At 70.0% G+C, this 19,467-nt stretch carries 18 protein-coding genes; 4 read left to right on the top strand and 14 right to left on the bottom strand.

The window, feature by feature from the left end:
- Positions 1-310: 310 nt before the first annotated feature.
- The 12 genes from paaZ to paaF form a co-directional block, all read right to left on the bottom strand.
- Positions 311-2,347: a phenylacetic acid degradation bifunctional protein PaaZ gene (paaZ, locus tag BLU22_RS04530; RefSeq protein WP_090212466.1), complete on the bottom strand. Its 2,037-nt coding sequence runs from the start codon at positions 2,345-2,347 to the stop codon at positions 311-313.
- A gap of 97 nt (positions 2,348-2,444) precedes the next feature.
- Positions 2,445-3,527: a 1,2-phenylacetyl-CoA epoxidase subunit PaaE gene (paaE, locus tag BLU22_RS04525; protein WP_090212465.1), complete on the bottom strand. Its 1,083-nt coding sequence runs from the start codon at positions 3,525-3,527 to the stop codon at positions 2,445-2,447.
- 43 nt (positions 3,528-3,570) lie between these two features.
- Entirely contained in the window at positions 3,571-4,155 is a 585-nt protein-coding gene (paaD, locus tag BLU22_RS04520) for a 1,2-phenylacetyl-CoA epoxidase subunit PaaD (protein WP_090212463.1), read from the bottom strand.
- Between the two features lie 31 nt (positions 4,156-4,186).
- Complete coding sequence (gene paaC / locus BLU22_RS04515) at positions 4,187-4,951, bottom strand: 1,2-phenylacetyl-CoA epoxidase subunit PaaC (RefSeq protein ID WP_090212462.1); 765 nt, start codon at positions 4,949-4,951, stop codon at positions 4,187-4,189.
- A gap of 11 nt (positions 4,952-4,962) precedes the next feature.
- Positions 4,963-5,244 (bottom strand): 1,2-phenylacetyl-CoA epoxidase subunit PaaB, encoded by a 282-nt coding sequence (gene paaB, locus BLU22_RS04510; protein ID WP_090212460.1) that lies wholly within the window; start codon positions 5,242-5,244, stop codon positions 4,963-4,965.
- A 15-nt stretch (positions 5,245-5,259) separates the two neighbouring features.
- Positions 5,260-6,252 carry a 1,2-phenylacetyl-CoA epoxidase subunit PaaA gene (gene paaA, locus BLU22_RS04505; RefSeq protein WP_090212458.1) on the bottom strand — a complete coding sequence of 331 codons (993 nt, stop codon included), beginning with the start codon at positions 6,250-6,252 and terminating at the stop codon, positions 5,260-5,262.
- A gap of 326 nt (positions 6,253-6,578) precedes the next feature.
- Complete coding sequence (gene paaK, locus BLU22_RS04500; protein ID WP_090212457.1) at positions 6,579-7,904, bottom strand: phenylacetate--CoA ligase PaaK; 1,326 nt, start codon at positions 7,902-7,904, stop codon at positions 6,579-6,581.
- 135 nt (positions 7,905-8,039) lie between these two features.
- A complete protein-coding gene (gene pcaF / locus BLU22_RS04495; RefSeq protein WP_090212455.1) occupies positions 8,040-9,245 on the bottom strand; it encodes a 3-oxoadipyl-CoA thiolase in 1,206 nt (401 codons plus the stop codon).
- The gene (gene paaI / locus BLU22_RS04490) at positions 9,242-9,700 is read right to left on the bottom strand and encodes a hydroxyphenylacetyl-CoA thioesterase PaaI (RefSeq protein ID WP_090212454.1); all 459 of its coding nucleotides are present in this window, start codon (positions 9,698-9,700) and stop codon (positions 9,242-9,244) included. Before paaI ends, pcaF begins: the two co-directional genes overlap by 4 nt.
- Positions 9,693-11,210, bottom strand: a complete 1,518-nt coding sequence (gene paaH, locus BLU22_RS04485; RefSeq protein ID WP_090212452.1) for a 3-hydroxyacyl-CoA dehydrogenase PaaH — start codon at positions 11,208-11,210, stop codon at positions 9,693-9,695. Before paaH ends, paaI begins: the two co-directional genes overlap by 8 nt.
- Before the next feature lies 1 nt (position 11,211).
- The gene (gene paaG, locus BLU22_RS04480; RefSeq protein WP_090212451.1) at positions 11,212-12,003 is read right to left on the bottom strand and encodes a 2-(1,2-epoxy-1,2-dihydrophenyl)acetyl-CoA isomerase PaaG; all 792 of its coding nucleotides are present in this window, start codon (positions 12,001-12,003) and stop codon (positions 11,212-11,214) included.
- A gap of 86 nt (positions 12,004-12,089) precedes the next feature.
- Complete coding sequence (paaF, locus tag BLU22_RS04475; protein WP_090212449.1) at positions 12,090-12,863, bottom strand: 2,3-dehydroadipyl-CoA hydratase PaaF; 774 nt, start codon at positions 12,861-12,863, stop codon at positions 12,090-12,092.
- A 429-nt stretch (positions 12,864-13,292) separates the two neighbouring features.
- On the opposite strand from paaF, the gene paaN reads away from it, so the two are divergent.
- From paaN to BLU22_RS04455, 4 genes are all read left to right on the top strand, one after another.
- On the top strand, positions 13,293-14,975 hold the full coding sequence (gene paaN, locus BLU22_RS04470) for a phenylacetic acid degradation protein PaaN (RefSeq protein ID WP_231975276.1): 1,683 nt from the start codon (positions 13,293-13,295) through the stop codon (positions 14,973-14,975).
- Positions 14,976-15,043: 68 nt separating this feature from the next.
- On the top strand, positions 15,044-15,637 hold the full coding sequence (gene paaY / locus BLU22_RS04465; RefSeq protein ID WP_090212446.1) for a phenylacetic acid degradation protein PaaY: 594 nt from the start codon (positions 15,044-15,046) through the stop codon (positions 15,635-15,637).
- 47 nt (positions 15,638-15,684) lie between these two features.
- Positions 15,685-16,608 carry a transcriptional regulator FeaR gene (gene feaR / locus BLU22_RS04460; protein ID WP_090212445.1) on the top strand — a complete coding sequence of 308 codons (924 nt, stop codon included), beginning with the start codon at positions 15,685-15,687 and terminating at the stop codon, positions 16,606-16,608.
- 142 nt (positions 16,609-16,750) lie between these two features.
- Positions 16,751-18,241 (top strand): aldehyde dehydrogenase family protein, encoded by a 1,491-nt coding sequence (locus BLU22_RS04455; protein ID WP_090212443.1) that lies wholly within the window; start codon positions 16,751-16,753, stop codon positions 18,239-18,241.
- Positions 18,242-18,406: 165 nt separating this feature from the next.
- Here the strand turns inward: BLU22_RS04455 and BLU22_RS04450 are convergent, their stop codons facing one another.
- A complete protein-coding gene (locus tag BLU22_RS04450) occupies positions 18,407-18,931 on the bottom strand; it encodes a cytochrome C (RefSeq protein WP_090212441.1) in 525 nt (174 codons plus the stop codon).
- A gap of 14 nt (positions 18,932-18,945) precedes the next feature.
- Entirely contained in the window at positions 18,946-19,467 is a 522-nt protein-coding gene (locus BLU22_RS04445; RefSeq protein ID WP_090212439.1) for a methylamine dehydrogenase light chain, read from the bottom strand.

Here is a 19,467-nt window from a genome sequence, read left to right as displayed (position 1 = left end):
TTCGGATCGTTCGAAGCGGAGGCGCGAGTTTAACAGGCCGGCGCCGCACTGCCGGCGGCCGGGCGGGACAAAGGGCGCCGGTCGTCGCCTGTGCGCGACGGTTCATGCGGCGACAGGTGCGGAGGGGGAGGGTGTGCGGCAGGGGCTTGGGGCGGGCCGAGGAGCGGGCCCCGCTTGTGGCGGAGCGCCGGCCCTGGGCCGCGCCGCAAACCGTCCTGGGGATGGGGGCGGGCGCGCAGTCCCGCAACCCCGCGCCTCGCCCGGGCGGGCGAGGGGAACACGGGCCGGCCCGCGGGGCCGGCGCAGGGGCTCAGCCGCGCTTGGCCACCAGGGTGAGGATGTCGTAGCTGGCGACCAGCTCGCCGTTCTGGTTGGTGACCTCCACGTCCCAGGCCACCACGCCCTGCGGAGTGCCGAGGCTGGACTGCTTGCCCTGGTCGATCTTGCGCTTGCAGGTCAGGCGCGCCTGGATGGTGTCGCCGATGCCCACCGGGCTGACGAAGCGCAGGGTGTCGAGGCCGTAGTTGGCCAGCACCGGGCCGACGCCAGGGGAGACGAACAGGCCGGCGGCCGCCGACAGCACGAAGTAGCCGTGGGCGATGCGCTTGCCGAACTGCGATTCCTTGGCGGCGATCTCGTCGAAGTGCATGTAGAAGTGGTCGCCCGACAGGCAGCCGAAGTTGACCAGGTCGGCCTCGGTGACGGTGCGGCGGTGGGTCAGCAGCGACTCGCCGATCTGCAGCTCCTCGAAGTGGCGACGGAACGGGTGCACCTCGGTCTCGATGACCTTGGCGCCGCGCACGTACTCGCCGGTGATGGCGCTGAGCATGGTCGGCGAACCCTGCACCGCGGCGCGCTGCAGGTAGTGCTTGACCGCGCGCAGGCCGCCCAGCTCCTCGCCGCCGCCGGCGCGGCCGGGGCCGCCGTGCTTGAGCTGCGGCAGCGGCGAGCCGTGGCCGGTGGACTCCTTGGCCGCCTCGGCGTCCAGCACGTGCACGCGGCCGTGCCAGGCGGCAGCGGCCGGCACCACTTTCGCGGCGATACGCGGGTCGCGGGTCACCAGGGTGGACACCAGGCTGCCCTTGCCGCGCGCGGCCAGGGCCACGGCCTCGTCGATGTCGCCGTAACCCATCAGGGTGCTGACCGGGCCGAAGGCCTCGATGTCGTGGGCGCCGCCTTCGGCGTGCGGGTCGCGGCTCTTGAGCAGGGTCGGGGCGAAGAACGCGCCCTCGGCGACCTTGTCGCCGACGAACTGCGCCTCGCCGCGGAACAGCAGCTCGCTGCTGGCCAGCAGCGCCTCGACGCGGCCGGAGACGTCGTCCAGCTGGTCGTGGGAGGCCAGCGGACCCATCTTCACGCCGTCCTTGCTCGGGTCGCCGACCACCACCTTGGTCAGGCGCGCGGCCAGGCGTTCGGCGACGGCGTCGAGGCGGTTGTCGGGAACGATGATGCGGCGGATGGCGGTGCACTTCTGCCCGGCCTTGACCGTCATCTCGCGGGCGACTTCCTTGACGAACAGCTCGAACTCCTCGTCGTCCGGGGTCACGTCCGGGGCGAGGATCGCGCAGTTCAGCGAGTCGGCCTCGGCGGTGAAGGGCACCGAGTGGCGGATCAGGTTGGGGGTGACGCGCAGCTTGGCGGCGGTGTCGGCCGAGCCGGTGAAGGTCACCACGTCCTGGCCGTCGAGGCGGTCGAGCAGGTCGCCGGTGCTGCCGACCACCAGCTGCAGGCTGCCCTCGGGCAGCAGGCCGGATTCGTGCATCAGACGCACGCAGGCCTCGGTGACGTAGCTGGTCGCGGTGGCCGGCTTGACGATGCACGGCATGCCGGCGAGGAAGGTCGGCGCGAACTTCTCCAGCATGCCCCAGATCGGGAAGTTGAAGGCGTTGATGTGCACCGCCAGACCGCCGCGCGGCACCAGGATGTGGGTGCCGGCGAAGTGGCCCTGCTTGCCCAGCGGCATGGCCGGGCCTTCGTGGATCAGGTTGCCGGAGGGCAGCTCGCGGGTGCCGAGGCTGGCGTAGGCGAACAGGGTGCCGGCGCCGCCTTCGATGTCGATCCAGCTGTCCATGCGGGTTGCGCCGCTGTGGTGGCTGATCGCGTAGAGCGACTCCTTGCGCTCCATCAGGTACTTGCCCAGCGCCTTGAGAATCTGCGCGCGGCTCTGGAAGTCCAGGCGGTTCAGCGCCTGGCTGCCGTTGCGCCGGGCGAAGCCGACGGCCTCGGCGAAGTCGGGGCGCTCGGCGTGGGTGTGGGCGACGATCTGGCCGTCGATGGCGCTCTTCAGCGCCTGGGCGGCGTCGGCGCCGATCCAGCGGCCGCCGATGAAACTTTGTAGGGTGGTCATCAGGGAGTCTCCCGAAGCAAGGCAAGACGGGCGGTCATGGCCGCCCGCGATTGTTCTGTGCCGCGGCGCGCCGGGGCGCCGCGGGTGTGGCGGGGGCTCAGAGCTGGTCGAAGTCCAGCACCACCTTGTCGCTGACCGGGAAGGACTGGCAGGACAGCACGTAGCCGGCGGCAACCTCGTAGTCCTCCAGGGCGAAGTTGGCGTCCATCTCCACCTCGCCTTCAATCACCTTGCACTTGCAGGTGGAGCACACCCCGGCCTTGCACGAGTAGGGCAGGTCCATGCCGTGGGCGTTGCCGGCGTCCAGCACGCTCTGGGTGTTGCGCGCCAGGTCGAAGGTCATGCTGCGGCCGTCGCTGACCACGGTGACCTGGCTGACCGCGCCTTCGCTCTGCGCCGCGGCGCGCGCTTCGCGCTTCTGCGCGCTGGCGCCCGGGGTACCGGCGGTGAACAGCTCGTAGTGGATGCGCTCGGCGATCAGGTCGTGGCGGCGCAGGGCATCGCGCACCGCTTCGGTCATTTCCTGCGGGCCGCAGATGAAGGCGGCGTCGAGGTTCGGCACGTCCAGCCAGCGGGAGAACAGCGCGTCGCACTTGGCGGCGTCGATGCGGCCGTTGTACAGGTCGATGTCCTGTTGCTCGCGGCTGAACACGAAGATCAGGTTGAGGCGGTCGAGGTACTGGTTCTTCAGGTCCTCGAGCTGCTCGCGGAAGATGGTCGCGGCGCTGGAACGGTTGCCGTAGATCAGGGTGAAGCGGCTGTCCGGCTCGGTTTCCAGGGTGGTCTTGACGATCGACATGATCGGCGTGATGCCGCTGCCGGCGGCCACCGCCAGGTAGTTGCCGGCGCGCGCCGGGTCCAGGGCGATGGAGAAGTGGCCGGCCGGCGGCATCACTTCCAGGGTGTCGCCGACCTTGAGCTGCTCGTTGGCGAAGCTGGAGAACAGGCCGCCGGGGATGCGCTTGATCGCCACGCGCAGGTCGTTGTCGCTCACCGCCGAGCAGATCGAATAGGAGCGGCGCACTTCCTCGCCGTCGATCCGGGTGCGCATCACCAGGTGCTGGCCCTGGGTGTAGCGGAAGCTGTCCCGCAGGTCTTCGGGCACGGCGAAGGCCACCGACACGGTGTCGCGGGTTTCCGGGCGCACTTCGCGGATGGTCAGCGTATGGAACTTGCTCATTTTATTGTTCTCCAGGCTCAAGCCGGCGCTGTGGGCGAGCCGTTCAGATGCACTTGAAATAGTCGAAGGGCTCCAGGCAGGAGCGGCAGCGGTACAGCGCCTTGCAGGCGGTGGAGCCGAACTGGCTGACCACTTCGGTGTCCTGGCTGCCGCACTGCGGGCAGCAGACCGTGTCCGGCTCGCCGAGCAGGCTGCGCTTGCTGCTGCTGCCCGACGGCGGGGCGATGCCGTAGACGCGCAGGCGCTCGCGGCCCTGGGCGCTGATCCAGTCGGTGGTCCAGGCCGGCGCCAGGCGCCGTTCGATGCGCGGGGTACGGAAGCCGGCCTGCTCCAGCGCCCGGGCGATCTCGCTTTCGATCAGCTCGGTGGCCGGGCAGCCGGAGTAGGTCGGGGTGACGACCACCCGCAGGTGGCCGTCGTGCCAGTCGACCTCGCGGACGATGCCGAGGTCGACCACGCTGACCACCGGCACTTCCGGGTCCATCACCTGCTCCAGCACCTGGCGCGCGCGCGGCAGGTCGGATGCGTCCGCCTCGCGCGCGCCGCCGTCGGAGGCGATCAGTGCGCTGGGCGCGGCACTGTCGGCGCGGGGGCCGAACAGGGCGTCGAGATCGGCTGCAATGCTCATGGCACCTCCGGTCGGCAGGGTGGGCAGGTCGTTACCAGGTCGCATCGGGGTAGGCCCGCTGCAGGAACTGCATCTCGGCCAGCAGAATCCCCAGGTGCTCGGTGTGCAGGCCGCGCTTGCCGTCCAGATAGAAGTAGCTGGCCGGCTGCGGCACCGGCAGGCTGGCGCGCTCGAACAACTGCTCGACGCTGGCCTGCCAGGCGGCCGCCACGCTCTCGGCGTCGGCGGCGATACCGGCGCCCGCGAGGCGCTGCTGGATCTCGTCGCCGGCCAGCAGGTCGTGGGTGAAGCGCCACAGCTCGTCGATGGCGGCGAGCATGCGGCGGCGGCTTTCCTCGGTGCCGTCGCCCAGACGCTCGACCCACTCGCCGGAGCGGCGCAGGTGGTAGGTGACTTCCTTGAGACCCTTGGCGGCGATCGCGGCGATGCGCGCGTCCCGGGAGGCGGACAGCGCCTTGAGGGTGTGCAGGTGCCAGGCGTCGAAGAAGAACAGCTTGGCGGTGGTCACCGCGTAGTCGCCGTTGGGCTGCTCGACCAGCAGGCAGTTGCGGAACGCGCGCTCGTCGCGGCGGAAGGCCAGCTGGTCGGCGTCGCGGCCGTCGGCGAGCAGCTCGGCGGCGTACTCGTACCAGTTGCGCGCCTGGCCGACCAGGTCGAGGCCGACGTTCATCAGCGCCATTTCCTCTTCCAGCGCCGGGGCGCGGCCGCACCATTCGCACAGGCGCTGGCCGTTGACCAAGGCGTTGTCGCCGAGGCGCAGGAGGTATTCGATCAGGTCGTTCTTGTTGTCAGTCATGACCGGCGTCCTCACATGTGGCCGACTTCGTCGGGCAGCTCGTAGAAGCTGGCGTGACGGTAGACCTTGTCCTGGGACGGGTCGAAGAAGGGCTCTTTCTCGTCGCCGGCGGTGGCGGTGATCTGTGCCGAGGGCACCACCCAGATGCTCACGCCTTCGTTGCGGCGGGTGTACAGGTCACGGGCGCTTTCCAGGGCCATGTTGGCATCGGCGGCATGGACGCTGCCGACGTGCTTGTGGTTCAGGCCGTGCTTGGAGCGGACGAAGACTTCGAAAAGGATCCATTCGGACATGGTGGGGTTCTCCGGTCAGGCGACTTTTTGTTTTTGTTGGCGTTTGGCAGCGTGGGCGACGGCGGCTTCGCGGACCCAGGCGCCGTCCTCGATGGCCTTGCGGCGGGTGGCGATGCGTTCGCGGTTGCACGGGCCGTTGCCCTTGAGTACGTCGTAGAACTCCTGCCAGTTGATCGGGCCGAAGTCGTAGTGGCCGCGCTCCTCGTTCCACTTGAGGTCCGGGTCGGGCGCGGTGCAGCCGAGGAATTCCAGTTGCGGCACGGTCTGGTCGATGAAGCGCTGGCGCAGGTCGTCGTTGCTCATGCGCTTGATCTTCCAGGCCATCGACTGGGCGCTGTTCGGCGAGTCGGCGTCGCTCGGGCCGAACATCATCAGCGCCGGCCACCACAGGCGGTTGATGGCGTCCTGGACCATGTCCTTCTGCGCCTGGGTGCCGTGGCGCATCATGGTCAGGAGGATTTCGTAGCCCTGGCGCTGGTGGAAGCTCTCTTCCTTGCAGATGCGGATCATCGCGCGCGAGTAGGGGCCGTAGGAGGTGCGCTGCAGCACCACCTGGTTGACGATGGCGGCGCCGTCGACCAGCCAGCCCACCGCGCCCATGTCGGCCCAGTTCAGCGTCGGGTAGTTGAAGATGCTCGAATACTTGGCCTTGCCGCTGTGCAGTTTCTCGATTTCCGCATCGCGGTCGGCGCCGAGGGTTTCCATGGCGCTGTACAGGTACATGCCGTGGCCGGCCTCGTCCTGGATCTTGGCCATCAGCTGCAGCTTGCGCTTGAGGGTCGGTGCGCGGGTGACCCAGTTGCCTTCCGGCAGCATGCCGACGATTTCCGAGTGGGCGTGCTGGGAGATCTGGCGGATCAGGGTCTGACGGTAGGCATCCGGCATCCAGTTCTTCGGCTCGATCTTGATCTCGGCATCGATGCGTTCCTGGAAGGCGCGCTCCTCGGGAGACATCTCCTCGAGGCTCTTGACGCGCTTGACTCCGGTTTCGACGAGTTGTGCGTACATTTTCTTGTTTTCTCCAGCCATGGTTGCAGGCAGGGCAGCGCCCGGGCGTTCGATATTTATATGTGATACACAAATCACATGCAAGAAAATACTTTCAGTGTCGCTTTGTGATTTTTCGCAATGAGCGGAGGGGTTTTCAGAGCCGCTGAGCCTGATGGCTCCCACGCTCCGGCGTGGGAGCCCGGGACGGGAGGCTCCGCGTCCCTGGGCGCTGGAGCGCCCGTGGCGGCGTGCCCACGCAGAGCGTGGGCATGATCGGCGCAGCGGGCTTCTCGCGGGCAGAAAAAAGCCCCGCCGAAGCGGGGCCGAAAGGGGATGCGGCGGGCTCAGACGGCCTTGCGCTTGTCGACCACGTGGGAGGCCTTGCCTTCCGAGCGCTTGAGGGTGAAGCACGGGCAGATGTTGATCCGCGTGCTGATGCCGACGTTGCTCTTGATGTGGTGGGACAGCTCGCGGCTCACCGCCTGGCGCTCGATGTCGTCGAGGTGCTCGAACTCCGGCTTGAGTTCGACCAGCACGTCCATGCCGTCGAGGTTGCCGTTGCGATACACATGCAGCTCGTACTGGGCGGAAAGCTGTTTGACTTTCAGCACCTGCTCCTCGATCTGGGTGGGGAACACGTTGACCCCGCGGATGATCAGCATGTCGTCGCTGCGTCCGGTGATCTTGTCGATGCGGCGCATGGCGCGAGTGGTGCCCGGCAGCAGGCGGGTCAGGTCGCGGGTGCGGTAGCGGATCATCGGCAGGGCTTCCTTGGACAGCGAGGTGAACACCAGCTCGCCCATCTGGCCGTCCGGCAGCACCGCGCCGGTCACCGGGTCGATGATCTCCGGGTAGAAGTGGTCTTCCCAGATGGTCGGGCCGTCCTTGCAGTCGGCGCACTCCATGGCCACGCCCGGGCCCATGATCTCGGACAGGCCGTAGATGTCCATGGCCTGGATGCCCAGGCGGCTTTCCAGCTCGCCGCGCAGCTGGCCGGTCCACGGCTCGGCGCCGAAGATGCCCAGGCGCAGCGGCAGCTTGTGCGGGTCGATGCCCTGGCGCTCCAGCTCGTCGGCGATGTTGAGCATGTACGAGGGGGTGACCATGATGATGTCCGGCTGGAAGTCCTTGATCAGCTGGACCTGCTTCTCGGTCTGGCCGCCGGACATCGGGATCACCGTGCAGCCCAGGCGCTCGGCGCCGTAGTGGGCGCCGAGGCCGCCGGTGAACAGGCCGTAGCCGTAGGCGACGTGGATGCGGTCGCCCGGACGGCCGCCGGCGGCGCGGATCGAGCGCGCCACCAGGTTGGCCCAGGTGTCGATGTCGTTGGCGGTGTAGCCGACCACGGTGGGCTGGCCGGTGGTGCCGCTGGAGGCGTGGATGCGCGAGACGCGCTCCATCGGCACGGCGAACATGCCGAACGGGTAGTTGTCGCGCAGGTCGCTCTTGCCGGTGAAGGGGAACTTGGCCAGGTCTTCCAGCGACTTCAGGTCGCTGGGGTGCACGCCCAGGGCGTCGAACTTCTGCCGGTACACCGGCACGTTGTCGTAGGAGTGCTGCAGGGTCCAGCGCAGGCGCTCCAGCTGGTGGGCGCGCAGCTGATCGAGGCTGGCGGTTTCCATCGGGTCGAGCAGGGCGGATTGCAGGCGGGCATCGTTCATGGCGTTCATGGCATCTCTCGTTGTTCTTGTGTGGAGCCACGGGCGACTGGCGAGGCCGCCCGTTCTTTTATTGTCGTGCTGCGGATGTTGTACCACCCTGGCCCGCTCGCCGCTGGCTGGCGCGACGGCGGGCAGGGCGCGGTCTTACAGGCGCTCGATGACCATGGCGATGCCCTGGCCGACGCCGATGCACATGGTGCACAGCGCGTAGCGGCCCTGGCGTTCTTCCAGTTCGTTGAGCGCGGTGGTGACCAGGCGCGCGCCGCTCATGCCCAGCGGGTGGCCGAGGGCGATGGCGCCGCCGTTGGGGTTGACCCGCGCGTCGTCGTCGGCGATGCCCAGCTCGCGCAGCACGGCCAGGCCCTGGGCGGCGAACGCCTCGTTGAGTTCGATCACGTCCATGTCGGCCAGGCTGAGGTTGGCCAGCTCCAGCACCTTGCGGGTCGCCGGCACCGGGCCGATGCCCATGATGCGCGGCTCGACGCCGGCGCTGGCCATCGCCAGCACGCGGCCGCGGGCCTTGAGGCCGTAGCGGGCGGCGGCGGCCGGGCTGGCCAGCAGCAGGGCGCAGGCGCCGTCGTTGACGCCCGAGGCGTTGCCGGCGGTGACGCTGCCGCCGTCGCGGAACGGCGTGCCGAGCTTGGCCAGCTGCTCCAGGGTGGTGTCCGGACGCGGGTGCTCGTCCTGCTCGACCACCTTGGCCGGGCCCTTGCGCTGGGGAATCTCCACCGGGACGATCTCGCGCTCGAAGCGGCCGCGGGCCATGGCCGCGCCGGTCTTCTGCTGGCTGCGCAGGGCGAAGGCGTCCTGGTCGGCGCGCGAGACGTTGAACTGCTCGGCGACGTTCTCGGCGGTCTCCGGCATCGAGTCGATGCCGAACTCCTTCTTCATGATGGCGTTGACGAAGCGCCAGCCGATGGTGGTGTCGAACATTTCGGCCGAGCGCGAGAAGGCGCTCTCGGCCTTGCCCATGACGAACGGGGCGCGCGACATGGATTCCACGCCGCCGGCGATCATCAGCTGGGCCTCGCCGCAGCGCAGGGCGCGGGCGGCGCTGCCGATGGCGTCCATGCCCGAGCCGCACAGGCGGTTGACGGTGGTGCCCGGCACGTTGATCGGCAGACCGGCGAGCAGCGAGGACATGCGCGCGACGTTGCGGTTGTCCTCGCCGGCCTGGTTGGCGCAGCCGAAGATCACGTCGTCGACGGCGGTCCAGTCGACCTGCGGGTTGCGCGCCATCAGCGCGCGCAGCGGCACCGCGCCGAGGTCGTCGGCGCGCACGGCGGACAGCGCGCCGGCGTAGCGGCCGATCGGGGTGCGGATGGCGTCGATGATCAGGGCTTCGCTCATGCCTCATTCTCCTGCTGGCGGACGGTGCCGCGAATCTTGTAGGACTTGCCGTGGAACACGGCGATCAGCTGGCCGTGCTGGTTCTCGATGCGCACGTCGTAGTTGCCGGTGCGGCCGCTGCGGCTGACTTCGGTGGCGCGCGCGGTGAGCACGTCGCCGAGGCGGCCGGGGGCGATGTAGTCGATGCTGCAGCCGAGCGCGACGCAGACGTCGTCGTAGCTGTTGCAGGCGTAGGCGAAGGCCGAGTCGGCGAGGGTGAACAGGTAGCCGCCGTGGCAGCTGGCGTGGCCCTGGATCATGATCTCGCTGATGGTCATCTGCAGGTCGGCCGCACCCGGCGCCACGCGCAGGATCTTGATGCCGAGGTGGCGCACCGCCAGGTCGCGCTCGTTCATGGCGGCGGCGCAGGCTTCGGCCAGTTGCTGGGGCGTCAGTTCGTTGTTGTTGTCAGCCATGGAAACGCTCTCCGGCGCAGTGCAGGCGGCGCAGCAGCAGGGACGGACGGTAGCGGTCCTCGCCGTAGCTGCGCTGCAGGTGGTCGAGCGCGGTCAGCACGGTGCCGACGCCGATGGCATCGGCCCAGGCCAGCGGGCCCTTGGGATAGTTGACCCCGGCGCACATCGCCAGGTCGATGTCGGAGGCAGAGCCGACGCCCTGCAGCACGGCGTCGGCAGCCTCGTTGGCGAGCATCGCCACGGTGCGCAGCACCACCAGCGCCGGGCTGTCGGTCACTGCGGTCACGCTGATGCCGGCGGCCTGCAGCAGGCCGGCGACCGCTTCGCGGGTGCTCGCGTCGCAGTCGGCAGCGAAGGCCACGGCCAGACGGGTGGCTTTCGAATAGTCCAGCGCGAGGTCGAACAGCGCCAGATTGCGCAGGCCTTCGTCACGGGCGCGCTCGGCGGCCATGCGGCCGTCGCTCAGCGCCAGCACCGCCTCGCCGACACGGATCAGGCCGGCGCCATCGCGGCGGACGATCTCGATGCCGGCGGCTTCGAGACGTTCGACCAGTGCAGAGGCCGGGCCGAGGTCGCCCTCCACCACCACGCACGCGGGCTTGGCGGCGGCCGGCAGGCTCTGCGGCGCCGGGCGCTCGGCGCCTTCGGCGTAGTCGTAGAAGCCGCGGCCGCTCTTGCGGCCGAAGCGGCCGGCGTCGACCAGTTCCTTCTGGATCAGCGAGGGCTGGAAGCGGAAGTCGCCGTAGTAGGCGTCGAACACCGAGCAGGTCACCGCGTAGTTGACGTCGTGGCCGATCAGGTCGGTCAGCTCGAAGGCACCCATGCGGAAGCCGCCGGCGTCGCGCAGCAGGGCGTCGAGGCTGGCGCAGTCGCCTGCGCCTTCCTGCAGCAGGCGCAGGCTCTCGGCGTAGAACGGCCGGGCCACGCGGTTGACGATGAAGCCCGGGGTCGATTTGGTATGCACCGGCTTCTTGCCCCACGCCTTGGCGGTGGCGTACAGGCAGTCGACCACCGCCTTGTCGCTGGCCAGGCCGGCGACGATCTCGACCAGCGCCATCACCGGCGCCGGGTTGAAGAAGTGCAGGCCGGCGACGCGCTCGGGGCGCTGCAAAGTGGCGGCCAGCGAGGTGATCGACAGCGAGGAGGTGTTGCTGGCGAGGATGCAGTCGTCGCCGCAGATGGCTTCCAGTTTCTCGAACAGCTCGCGCTTGACCTGCAGGTTCTCGACGATGGCCTCGACCACCAGGGCGCTGCCTTCGAGATCTTCCAGGCGGGCGGCCGGGCTCAGGCGGGCGAGCACTGCGTCGCGCTCGGCGGCGTCCAGCTTGCCCGCCTCGACGCGCTTGCCGAGCTGCCTGGCAATGCCGGCGATGGCCTGGGCGGCGGCGCCTTCGCGGGTGTCGAACAGGGCCACCGGATGGCCGGCCTGGGCGGCGACCTGGGCGATGCCGGCGCCCATGGCGCCGGCGCCGATCACCGCGATGGCGGCGTCTTTATGCAGTGCGGTCATCTCAGCGGCCCTTGAATTCGGGGGTGCGTTTGGCCATGAAGGCGGCGACGCCTTCGCGGTAGTCTTCGCTGCGCCCGGCCAGGCGCTGCAGGTCGCGCTCCAGGTCGAGCTGCGCGTCGAAGCTGTTGCTGGCGCTGGCGTTCAGTGCGCGCTTGATCAGCGCCAGGCCGTAGGTCGGCTGGGTGGCCAGCTGGCGGGCCAGCTTGAGGGCCTCGTCCTGCAGGGCGGCATCGTCGACGCAGCGCCAGATCATCCCCCACTGCTCGGCCTGCTCGGCGCTGAGGCGGTCGCCCAGCAGGGCGAGGGCCTTGGCGCGGGCCATGCCGACCGCGCGCGGCAGGGTCCAGGTGCCGCCGGAGTCCGGCACCAGGCCGATCTTGCAGAAGGCCTGGATGAAGCTGGCCGACTTCGCCGCCAGGGTGATGTCGCAGGCCAGGGCGATGTTGGCGCCGGCGCCGGCGGCCACGCCGTTGACCGCGCAGATCACCGGCATCGGCAGGTCGCGTAGGGCGCGGATCAGCGGGTTGTAGTTCTTCTCGATCGACTCGCCCAGGTCCGGGGCGGCGGCGCCCGGCGCCACGTTGCGGTCGCCCAGGTCCTGCCCGGCGCAGAAGCCGCGGCCGCTGCCGGTGATCAGCAGGCAGCGCACCTCGGGGTTCTGGCGTACCTGTTTGAGCGCTTCGCGGACTTCCTTGTGCATCTGCGCGTTGAAGCTGTTGAGCTGCTCCGGGCGGTTGAGGGTCAGGGTGGCGACGCCCTGCTCGATGGTGAAGAGGATGTGTTCGAAGCTCATGAAGGCGTTCTCTATTTATTAGTAGAGGGGCGCGGGGCACCCCCGGAAGGCTCTCGGGCGACAGGCGCGGGCGCTGGCGGGAGCGCTCAGCGGCCCTTGTAGGCCGGCTTGCGCTTTTCCTGGAAGGCGCGGATGCCCTCGTTGCGATCCTCGGTGCCGGCCAGCAGGGTGAAGGCGTGGCGCTCGAAGCGCAGGCCGCTGGCCAGGTCGGTGTCCTCGGCCTTGAGCAGGGCTTCCTTGGCCAGACGCACCGCCAGCGGCGCCTTCTCGGCGATCTTGCGGGCGATGGCCACGGCGCGCTCGACGGTCAGCTCGGGCTGGGTGATCTCGCTGACCAGGCCCGCTTCGAGGGCGCGGCGGGCGCTGATCGGCTCGCCGGTGAGGACCATCTGCATGGCCAGCGACTTGCCCACCGCGCGCAGCAGGCGCTGGGTGCCGCCGGCGCCGGGCATGATCGCCAGGTTGATTTCCGGCTGGCCGAACTGGGCGTCCTCGCCGGCGATGAGGATGTCGGCGTGCATGGCCAGCTCGCAGCCGCCGCCGAGGGCGAAGCCGTTGACCGCGGCGATCAGCGGCTTGGAGAAGCGGGTGATGCGCTGCCAGTGGGCCAGGCGCGGGTCTTCGAGGATGCCGACCAGATCGCGCTCGGCCATCTCCTTGATGTCGGCGCCGGCGGCGAAGGCGCGCAAGCTGCCGGTGATGACCACGGCGCGGGTGTCGGCGCAGGCTTCGGCGGCGTCCAGCTCGGCGGCGAGTTCGCCGAGCAGCTGGGTGTTGAGGGCGTTGAGCGCTTCGGGGCGCTGCAGGGTGATCAGGCGCACGCCCTGTTCGGGCGGCAGGACGCTGAGGGTCTGAGGCATGGACACATCCTCGGGCACGCATGGGCGCCTGTGGCGCCGGGCCGGTTTATTGGAGTTGTTGTTGCGTCCGCGACCAGCCCTCTGTGCGGGGCGTTTCAGGCGTTCTGCGGAGCAGCCGTTTCGCCCGAGTATACCCATAAAGTGATACGGATCAATAAATACAAAGTCATTTTCCGTGTCTGTTTTATCGCCATTTGTCGGCTGCCGCGGGCGGGCCGTCGGGCGGCAAATCGGCCCCGAAGTGGCGGGGAATCGTCCGGTTTGGCCATGCGCTGCCGGTATTCCCTTGATCGGCAAGGGCTTTGCCCCGCGTGTGGATTTCTCCGCCGGCGGCGGTTATGTTGATGTGATACAAGAAAAACTCGCCGGATTAGACAAATGTCTTGCTTGAGGCCGTCGCTCCGGCGCGCCACCCCGAGGATCCCCGCCGTGCCCGCTTCCGTTTCCGCTCTCGACCTGTTCGCCCGCCACCAGCCGCTGCTCGACCGCGCCATCGCCGCCATCGCCAGCCGCGAGCACTGGACGCCCTACCCGGAAAGCCAGCGTCCCTACGGCGAGGAGGCCGCCGCCGCCGGCCCGGCCAACTTCGCCGCGCTGCAGGGCCGCCACTTCGAACTGGCCTGCCCGGCGGTCGCCGGCCGCGTCGGCGGCGAGCGCTCGCCCTACGGCTTCGACCTGGGCATCAGCTACGACCAGCCGGACACCGACGCCCTGCTGAGTCATCTGCAGGCGCAGTTGCCGGCCTGGCGCGTCGCCGGTCCGCAGGCGTGGATCGGCGTGTGCCTGGAAATCCTCCAGCGCCTCAACGCGCAGAGCTTCGACTTCGCCCACGCCGCCGTGCACACCACCGGGCAGGGCCTGCCGATGGCCTTCCAGGCCACCGGCCCGCACGCCCAGGATCGCGGTCTGGAAGCGGTGGCCCAGGCCTGGAAGCTGCTGCGCGAGGTGCCGCAAACGGCGCGCTGGACCAAGCCGCAGGGCAAGCTCGACCCGCTGGTGGTCGACAAGCGCTTCCACATCGTGCCGCGCGGCATCGCCCTGGTGATCGCCTGCGCGACCTTCCCGACCTGGAACACCTATCCGGGCCTGTTCGCCAGCCTGGCCACCGGCAACCCGGTGCTGGTCAAGCCGCACCCCGGCGCCATCCTGCCGGTGGCGATGACCGTGCGGGTCTGCCAGCAGGTGCTCGCCGAGGCCGGCTTCGACCCGGCGCTGGTCAGCCTGGTGCCGGACAGCCTCGACGCCCCGGTGGCCAAGCAACTGGCCCTCGACCCGCGCATCAAGGTGATCGACTTCACCGGCTCCAGCGCCTTCGGCAACTGGCTGGAGGACCACGCCCGCCAGGCCCAGGTGTTCACCGAGAAGGCCGGCCTGAACAGCGTGGTGATCGACAGCGTGACCGATCTGAAGGCGGTGGCGCGCAACCTGGCGTTCAGCCTCAGCCTGTATTCCGGGCAGATGTGCACCGCGCCGCAGGCCATCTACGTGCCGCGCGGCGGCATCCGCACCGCCGAGGGCGTGCTCGGCTTCGACGAGGTGGCGCAGGCGCTGGCCGGCGCGGTGAGCAAGTTCCTCGCCGACAACGAGCGCGCCTGCACGGTGCTCGGCTGCATCCAGTCCGAGGCCACCCTGGCGCGCATCGATGCCTGCCGCGCGCTCGGCGAGGTGCTGCTGGACAGCGAGGCGCGTGTGCATCCCGAGTACCCCGAGGCGCGCGTGCGCACCCCGCTGCTGCTCAAGGTCGACGCCAGCGCCCGCGAAGCCTACGCGGAGGAGCGCTTCGGCCCGATCGGCTTCGTCATCGCCACCGACGACACCGCCCACAGCCTGCAGCTGGTGCGCGAGACCCTCAGCGAGAAGGGCGCGCTGACCCTGGCGGTATACTCGACCGACGCGCAAGTGCTGGAGCAGGCCGAGGAACTGGCGCAGGATGTCGGCGTGGCGCTGTCGGTCAATCTGGACAACGGCCTGTTCGTCAACCAGTCGGCGGCGTTCAGCGACTTCCACGGCACCGGCGCCAACCCGGCGGCGAATGCCGCGCTGACCGACGCGGCCTTCGTCGCCCGGCGCTTCGTGGTGGTGCAGAGCCGCCGCCACGTCGCCGGCGCATAAGCGCCGCTGCCCGACCCCGGCAGGTTGCGCCTGCCGGGGCTGAAAACAACAAGAAACGAGGATTTGCCATGCCCTGCTACCGTTACGCCGGGGTCACCCCGGTGGTGCACCCCACCGCCTACGTCCATCCCACCGCAGTGCTGATCGGCGACGTGATCGTCGGCCCCGGCTGCTACGTCGGTCCGCTGGCCAGCCTGCGCGGCGACTTCGGGCGCATCGTCCTCGAAGAGGGGGCCAACCTGCAGGACACCTGCGTGATCCACGGCTTCCCGGAGAGCGTCACCCGCATCGCCCGCAACGGCCACGTCGGCCACGGCGCGGTGCTGCACGGCTGCCAGATCGGCGAGGACGCCATGGTCGGGATGAACGCGGTGGTGATGGACGAGGCGCAGATCGCGCCGCGCTCCATCGTCGCCGCCTGCGCCTTCGTCAAGGCCGGCTTCGCCTGCGAGGAGCAGTCGCTGGTGATGGGCGCGCCGGCGCGGGTCGCCCGTCAGCTCAGCGACAAGGAAGTGGCCTGGAAGCAGGCCGGTACCCGCGAGTACCAGGTGCTCGCCGAGCGCTGCCTGACCCAGCTGGAGGAGTGCGCGCCGCTCGCCGAGCCGGAAGCCGAGCGGCCGCGTCTGCCGCTCTCCGAGGTCAAGCCCAAGGGCGTGTCCTGAGCGGCGCTGCCGGGCTGCGCCAGGCTGAACATGCCGGGAGGTGGCGAATGAACAGCAGGCACATGGCGCGGGACCAGGCGCTCGACGGCTGGCTGCAGCGCGTCAACGAGCTGTGCGGGCGCTTCTGCGCCAAGGCGCTGGGCGACGCGTTCGCCGGGCGCATCGAGCAGTACCAGAGCGGCGCGCTGCAGATGTCGTTCAACGACATCGCCCACGCGCGGCTGTACCGCACCGAGCGCGAGCTGGCCGCCGGCGAGGACAAGGGCTACTTCGCGGTGTTCCAGCTCGAAGGCCGCGCGCAGATGGCCCAGGACACCCAGCGCATCGTCCTCGCTCCCGGCGACATCACCCTGATCGATGCGGCGCGGCCCAGCGAGTTCGAGTACGGCGAGAGTTCGCGCCAGCTCAGCCTGATCCTGCCGCGCGAGGTGGTCGAGCGCAGCCTGCGCTTCTCCGGCGTGCGCAGCTGCGCGCGGATCGCCGCGCACACCCCGGTGGCGGTGCTGGCCAACAGTCTGGTGCGCGAGTCGGCGCGCCAGGAAGGGCTGAGCCTGGCGGAGAGCGAGGCGACCCTGGATGCCCTGCTCAGCCTGCTGCGCCCGGCGCTGGCCGGCGTCGACAGCGACGACGATCCGCACGAGCGGCTGTTCCGCCGCGCGGTGACGCTGATCGACCGGCGCCTCTGCGAGCCTGAGCTGAGCCCGGAGCTGATCGCCCGCGAGATCGGCGTGTCGCTGCGCGGCCTGTACCGGATGTTCGCCCGCCGCCAGCTGGTGGTGGCGCAGTACATCCGCAACCGCCGCCTGGACTTCTGCGCCGAGGCGCTGCGCCACGCCGGCAGCGAGCTGAAGCTGTCGGCGCTCGGCTACGCCTGGGGTTTCTCCGACTCCAGCTACTTCTCCACCGCCTTCAAGGCGCGCTTCGGCGTGTCGCCCGGCGAGTACCGCAAGCGCTACCGGCCGGAGGCCTGAGCCGCTTGGCAGTCTGAGCAAGCGGCCTGGCACGCAGGCACAAGCACGCGCTCCGGCGCCTGCGCACAATGCCCGGCGAATCTCCGCGCGCAGGCCCGAGGCGGTGCGCGGCTCCCCGATCCAGCGCCCGCGAGGTATTCCCATGAGTGTCGTCAACGTCCTGCCGCAGGTCGCGGCCTTTCTTCAGCGCCGTCACGGCTGCTTCATCGACGGCCAGTGGCTGATCGACGACAGCCCGCGCAGCCCGGTGCTCGACCCGGCCAGCGGCGAGCGCATCGCCGAGGTCGCCGAGGCCGACGAGGCGCTGCTCGACCGCGCCGTGCAGTCGGCCCATGCCGCGTTCAGGAACGGCGTGTGGTCGGGCCTGCGCCCGGCCGACCGCGAGCGCATCCTGCTGCGCTTCGCCGCGCTGGTCGAGGAACACGGCGAGGAGCTGGCGCAGCTGGAAACCCTCAACCAGGGCAAGTCGATCAACACCTCGCGCATGCTCGACGTCGGCGCCAGCGTCGAGTTCATGCGCTACATGGCCGGCTGGGCGACCAAGATCGAGGGCCAGAGCCTCGACGTGTCGATCCCCATCCCGCAGGGCGCGCGCTACACCGCCTTCGCCCGCCGCGAGCCGGTCGGCGTGGTGGCCGGGATCATCCCGTGGAACTTCCCGCTGATGATCGCCCTGTGGAAGGCCATGCCGGCGCTGGCCTGCGGCTGCACCGTGGTGCTCAAGCCGGCGAGCGAAACCCCGCTGTCGGCCCTGCGCCTGGTCGAGCTGGCCCATGAGGCCGGGGTGCCGGCCGGCGCGCTGAACCTGGTCACCGGCCGCGGCAGCCGCATCGGCAACGCCCTGGCCGGCCACCCGCTGGTGAGCAAGGTGTCGTTCACCGGCTCCACCGAGGTCGGCCGCGGCGTCGGCATCGCCGCCATGCAGAACATGACCCGCTTCGCCCTCGAACTGGGCGGCAAGAACCCGATGATCGTGCTGGCCGACGCCGACCTCGACAAGGCCGTGCAGGGTGCGCTGCTCGGCGGCCTGCTCAACCAGGGCCAGGTGTGCGCCGCCGCCTCGCGCTTCTACGTGCACCGCTCGCGCTACGCCGAGTTCGTCGCCCGGCTGGGCGAGGCGGTGGCCGCGCTGAAGGTCGGGCCGGGCATGGATGCGAGCGCGGCGATCAACCCGCTGGTGTCGCGCCGCCAGCAGCAGAGCGTGCTGGAGCACATCGCCCGGGCCCGCGCCGAGGGCGCCCGCGTGGTGGCCGGCGGTACGCCGCTGGAGGGCGCCGGCTTCTACGTGCAGCCCACCGTGCTGGCCGACGTGCGCCAGGAGATGGGCATCGCCCGCGACGAGGTGTTCGGCCCGGTGCTCTCGGTGCTGGCCTTCGACAGCGACGAGGAGGCCATCGCCCTGGCCAACGACAGCGAATACGGCCTGGCCGCCAGCCTGTGGACCAACGACCTGACCAAGGCGATGAACCTGGTGCCGCGCATCGAGGCCGGCACCGTGTGGGTCAACGCCCATGTGCTGCTCGACCCCAACATGCCGTTCGGCGGGGTCAAGCAGTCCGGCGTCGGCCGCGAGTTCGGCCGCGCGGTGATCGAGGCCTATACCGAGATCAAGTCGGTGTGCATCGCCCACTGACGGAGCGGGCGGCGGCGACGACCGCTGAGCGGGAAGACGGGCGGGGCAGCGATGCCCCGCCCGTTTTTTTGTGGCCGGCGCTGCGTCCGGTGGCGGGGTTGCGCGCAAACGACACGGGCCGGCATGAGCCGGCCCGTGTCGTGTCGCAGCACTCGCCCGCAGGCGCTACGGCGTGCCCATGCCGTCGTCGATGGCGATGCCCTGCGCGCGCATCCGGGCGATCAGCTCGGCGCGGGTGCCGGGCAGGTTGAGCAGGGCCTGGCGGCGCACCTGGCCGACTTCCGTGGCGCTGTAGGGGCGGAAGTCGGCCGGGGTGCTGGCGCCGGCCATACCCTGCGGATCGAGGATCCAGTTGAGCAGCTCGGCGATCTGCGCGTCGCTGAGCGCCGACTGGGCCACGCCGGGGACGCGGACCAGGAAGTCGCGGCCGCCCTCGACGCGCAGGAAGTTGCCGACGAAGCCGGTCATCCGTGGCGTGTCGTTGCGCGGCGCGCCCTCGCCGTGGGTCAGGTGGCAGCCCAGGCACTGCAGCTGGTAGTTGGTCGCCGCGCTGTAGCCGGCCTGGGCGATCGGCGTCTGCGGCGCCTCGTTGCCGGGCGCCGGTTTCTGTTGCGGGTCGGGAATGGCGCGGGCCAGCGCCGGCGGCGCCGCCAGCACGGCGGCCAGTCCGGCGAGGATCAGCAGTCGCATGGCGGCACCTCCGGTCACGACGCGACGCCGCGGATCACCGAGACGGTGCAGTTGTAGACGCTGTTGGACTTGGCGCCCAGGCACCAGTTGACGTCGTTGTTGTTGAACGGCCGGTACATCGGCTCCTCGCTGTCGTTGCGGGTGCAGGCGCAGCGGCCGCAGGCCTGCTTGCCGCAGCAGTCGTTGTAGGAGATCACGTAGTTCTTGCCGTCGGCCGGGTTGCGGCAGGTGCCGACCCAGGTGATCTGCGACACTTCGGTGCCCGGCGGGCAGCTGGTGGTGGTGCCGCCGCAGCAGCTGCACAGGAAGCCGTCCACCGAGCAGTGGCGCCAGTAGTCGCAGTTGCTGGGATCGCCCGGATCGCCGGGGTTGCCGGTTTCGGCGTGGGCCTTGGAGGCGCGGTCGATGGGCAGCAGCAGCGGCAGGGCGGCGCCGGCCACCAGCCAGGAGCCCAGGCGCGACAGCGCCTGGCGGCGCGAGGTGACGTCGGCGACCCGGCGCGCGGAGCGCTCGAACAGCATGTCCAGTAGTTTCAT

The sequence above is a fragment of the Pseudomonas guangdongensis genome (assembly GCF_900105885.1).
Lineage (GTDB): Bacteria > Pseudomonadota > Gammaproteobacteria > Pseudomonadales > Pseudomonadaceae > Geopseudomonas > Geopseudomonas guangdongensis.
Note: the sequence above shows the minus strand (reverse complement) of the source record. Positions and strands in the feature narration are given on the sequence as shown.

Bases quoted from the DNA above. Each gene is read 5' to 3' on its own strand.
- paaE (WP_090212465.1), bottom strand. From the start codon at position 3,527: ATGAGCAAGTTCCATACGCTGACCATCCGCGAAGTGCGCCCGGAAACC.
- paaF (WP_090212449.1), bottom strand. From the start codon at position 12,863: ATGCCTCAGACCCTCAGCGTCCTGCCGCCCGAACAGGGCGTGCGCCTG.
- paaD (WP_090212463.1), bottom strand. From the start codon at position 4,155: ATGAGCATTGCAGCCGATCTCGACGCCCTGTTCGGCCCCCGCGCCGAC.
- paaH (WP_090212452.1), bottom strand. From the start codon at position 11,210: ATGACCGCACTGCATAAAGACGCCGCCATCGCGGTGATCGGCGCCGGC.
- BLU22_RS04450 (WP_090212441.1), bottom strand. From the start codon at position 18,931: ATGCGACTGCTGATCCTCGCCGGACTGGCCGCCGTGCTGGCGGCGCCG.
- paaA (WP_090212458.1), bottom strand. From the start codon at position 6,252: ATGTACGCACAACTCGTCGAAACCGGAGTCAAGCGCGTCAAGAGCCTC.
- feaR (WP_090212445.1), top strand. From the start codon at position 15,685: ATGAACAGCAGGCACATGGCGCGGGACCAGGCGCTCGACGGCTGGCTG.
- BLU22_RS04455 (WP_090212443.1), top strand. From the start codon at position 16,751: ATGAGTGTCGTCAACGTCCTGCCGCAGGTCGCGGCCTTTCTTCAGCGC.
- paaZ (WP_090212466.1), bottom strand. From the start codon at position 2,347: ATGACCACCCTACAAAGTTTCATCGGCGGCCGCTGGATCGGCGCCGAC.
- paaG (WP_090212451.1), bottom strand. From the start codon at position 12,003: ATGAGCTTCGAACACATCCTCTTCACCATCGAGCAGGGCGTCGCCACC.
- BLU22_RS04445 (WP_090212439.1), bottom strand. From the start codon at position 19,467: ATGAAACTACTGGACATGCTGTTCGAGCGCTCCGCGCGCCGGGTCGCC.
- paaB (WP_090212460.1), bottom strand. From the start codon at position 5,244: ATGTCCGAATGGATCCTTTTCGAAGTCTTCGTCCGCTCCAAGCACGGC.
- paaC (WP_090212462.1), bottom strand. From the start codon at position 4,951: ATGACTGACAACAAGAACGACCTGATCGAATACCTCCTGCGCCTCGGC.
- paaK (WP_090212457.1), bottom strand. From the start codon at position 7,904: ATGAACGCCATGAACGATGCCCGCCTGCAATCCGCCCTGCTCGACCCG.
- pcaF (WP_090212455.1), bottom strand. From the start codon at position 9,245: ATGAGCGAAGCCCTGATCATCGACGCCATCCGCACCCCGATCGGCCGC.
- paaY (WP_090212446.1), top strand. From the start codon at position 15,044: ATGCCCTGCTACCGTTACGCCGGGGTCACCCCGGTGGTGCACCCCACC.
- paaI (WP_090212454.1), bottom strand. From the start codon at position 9,700: ATGGCTGACAACAACAACGAACTGACGCCCCAGCAACTGGCCGAAGCC.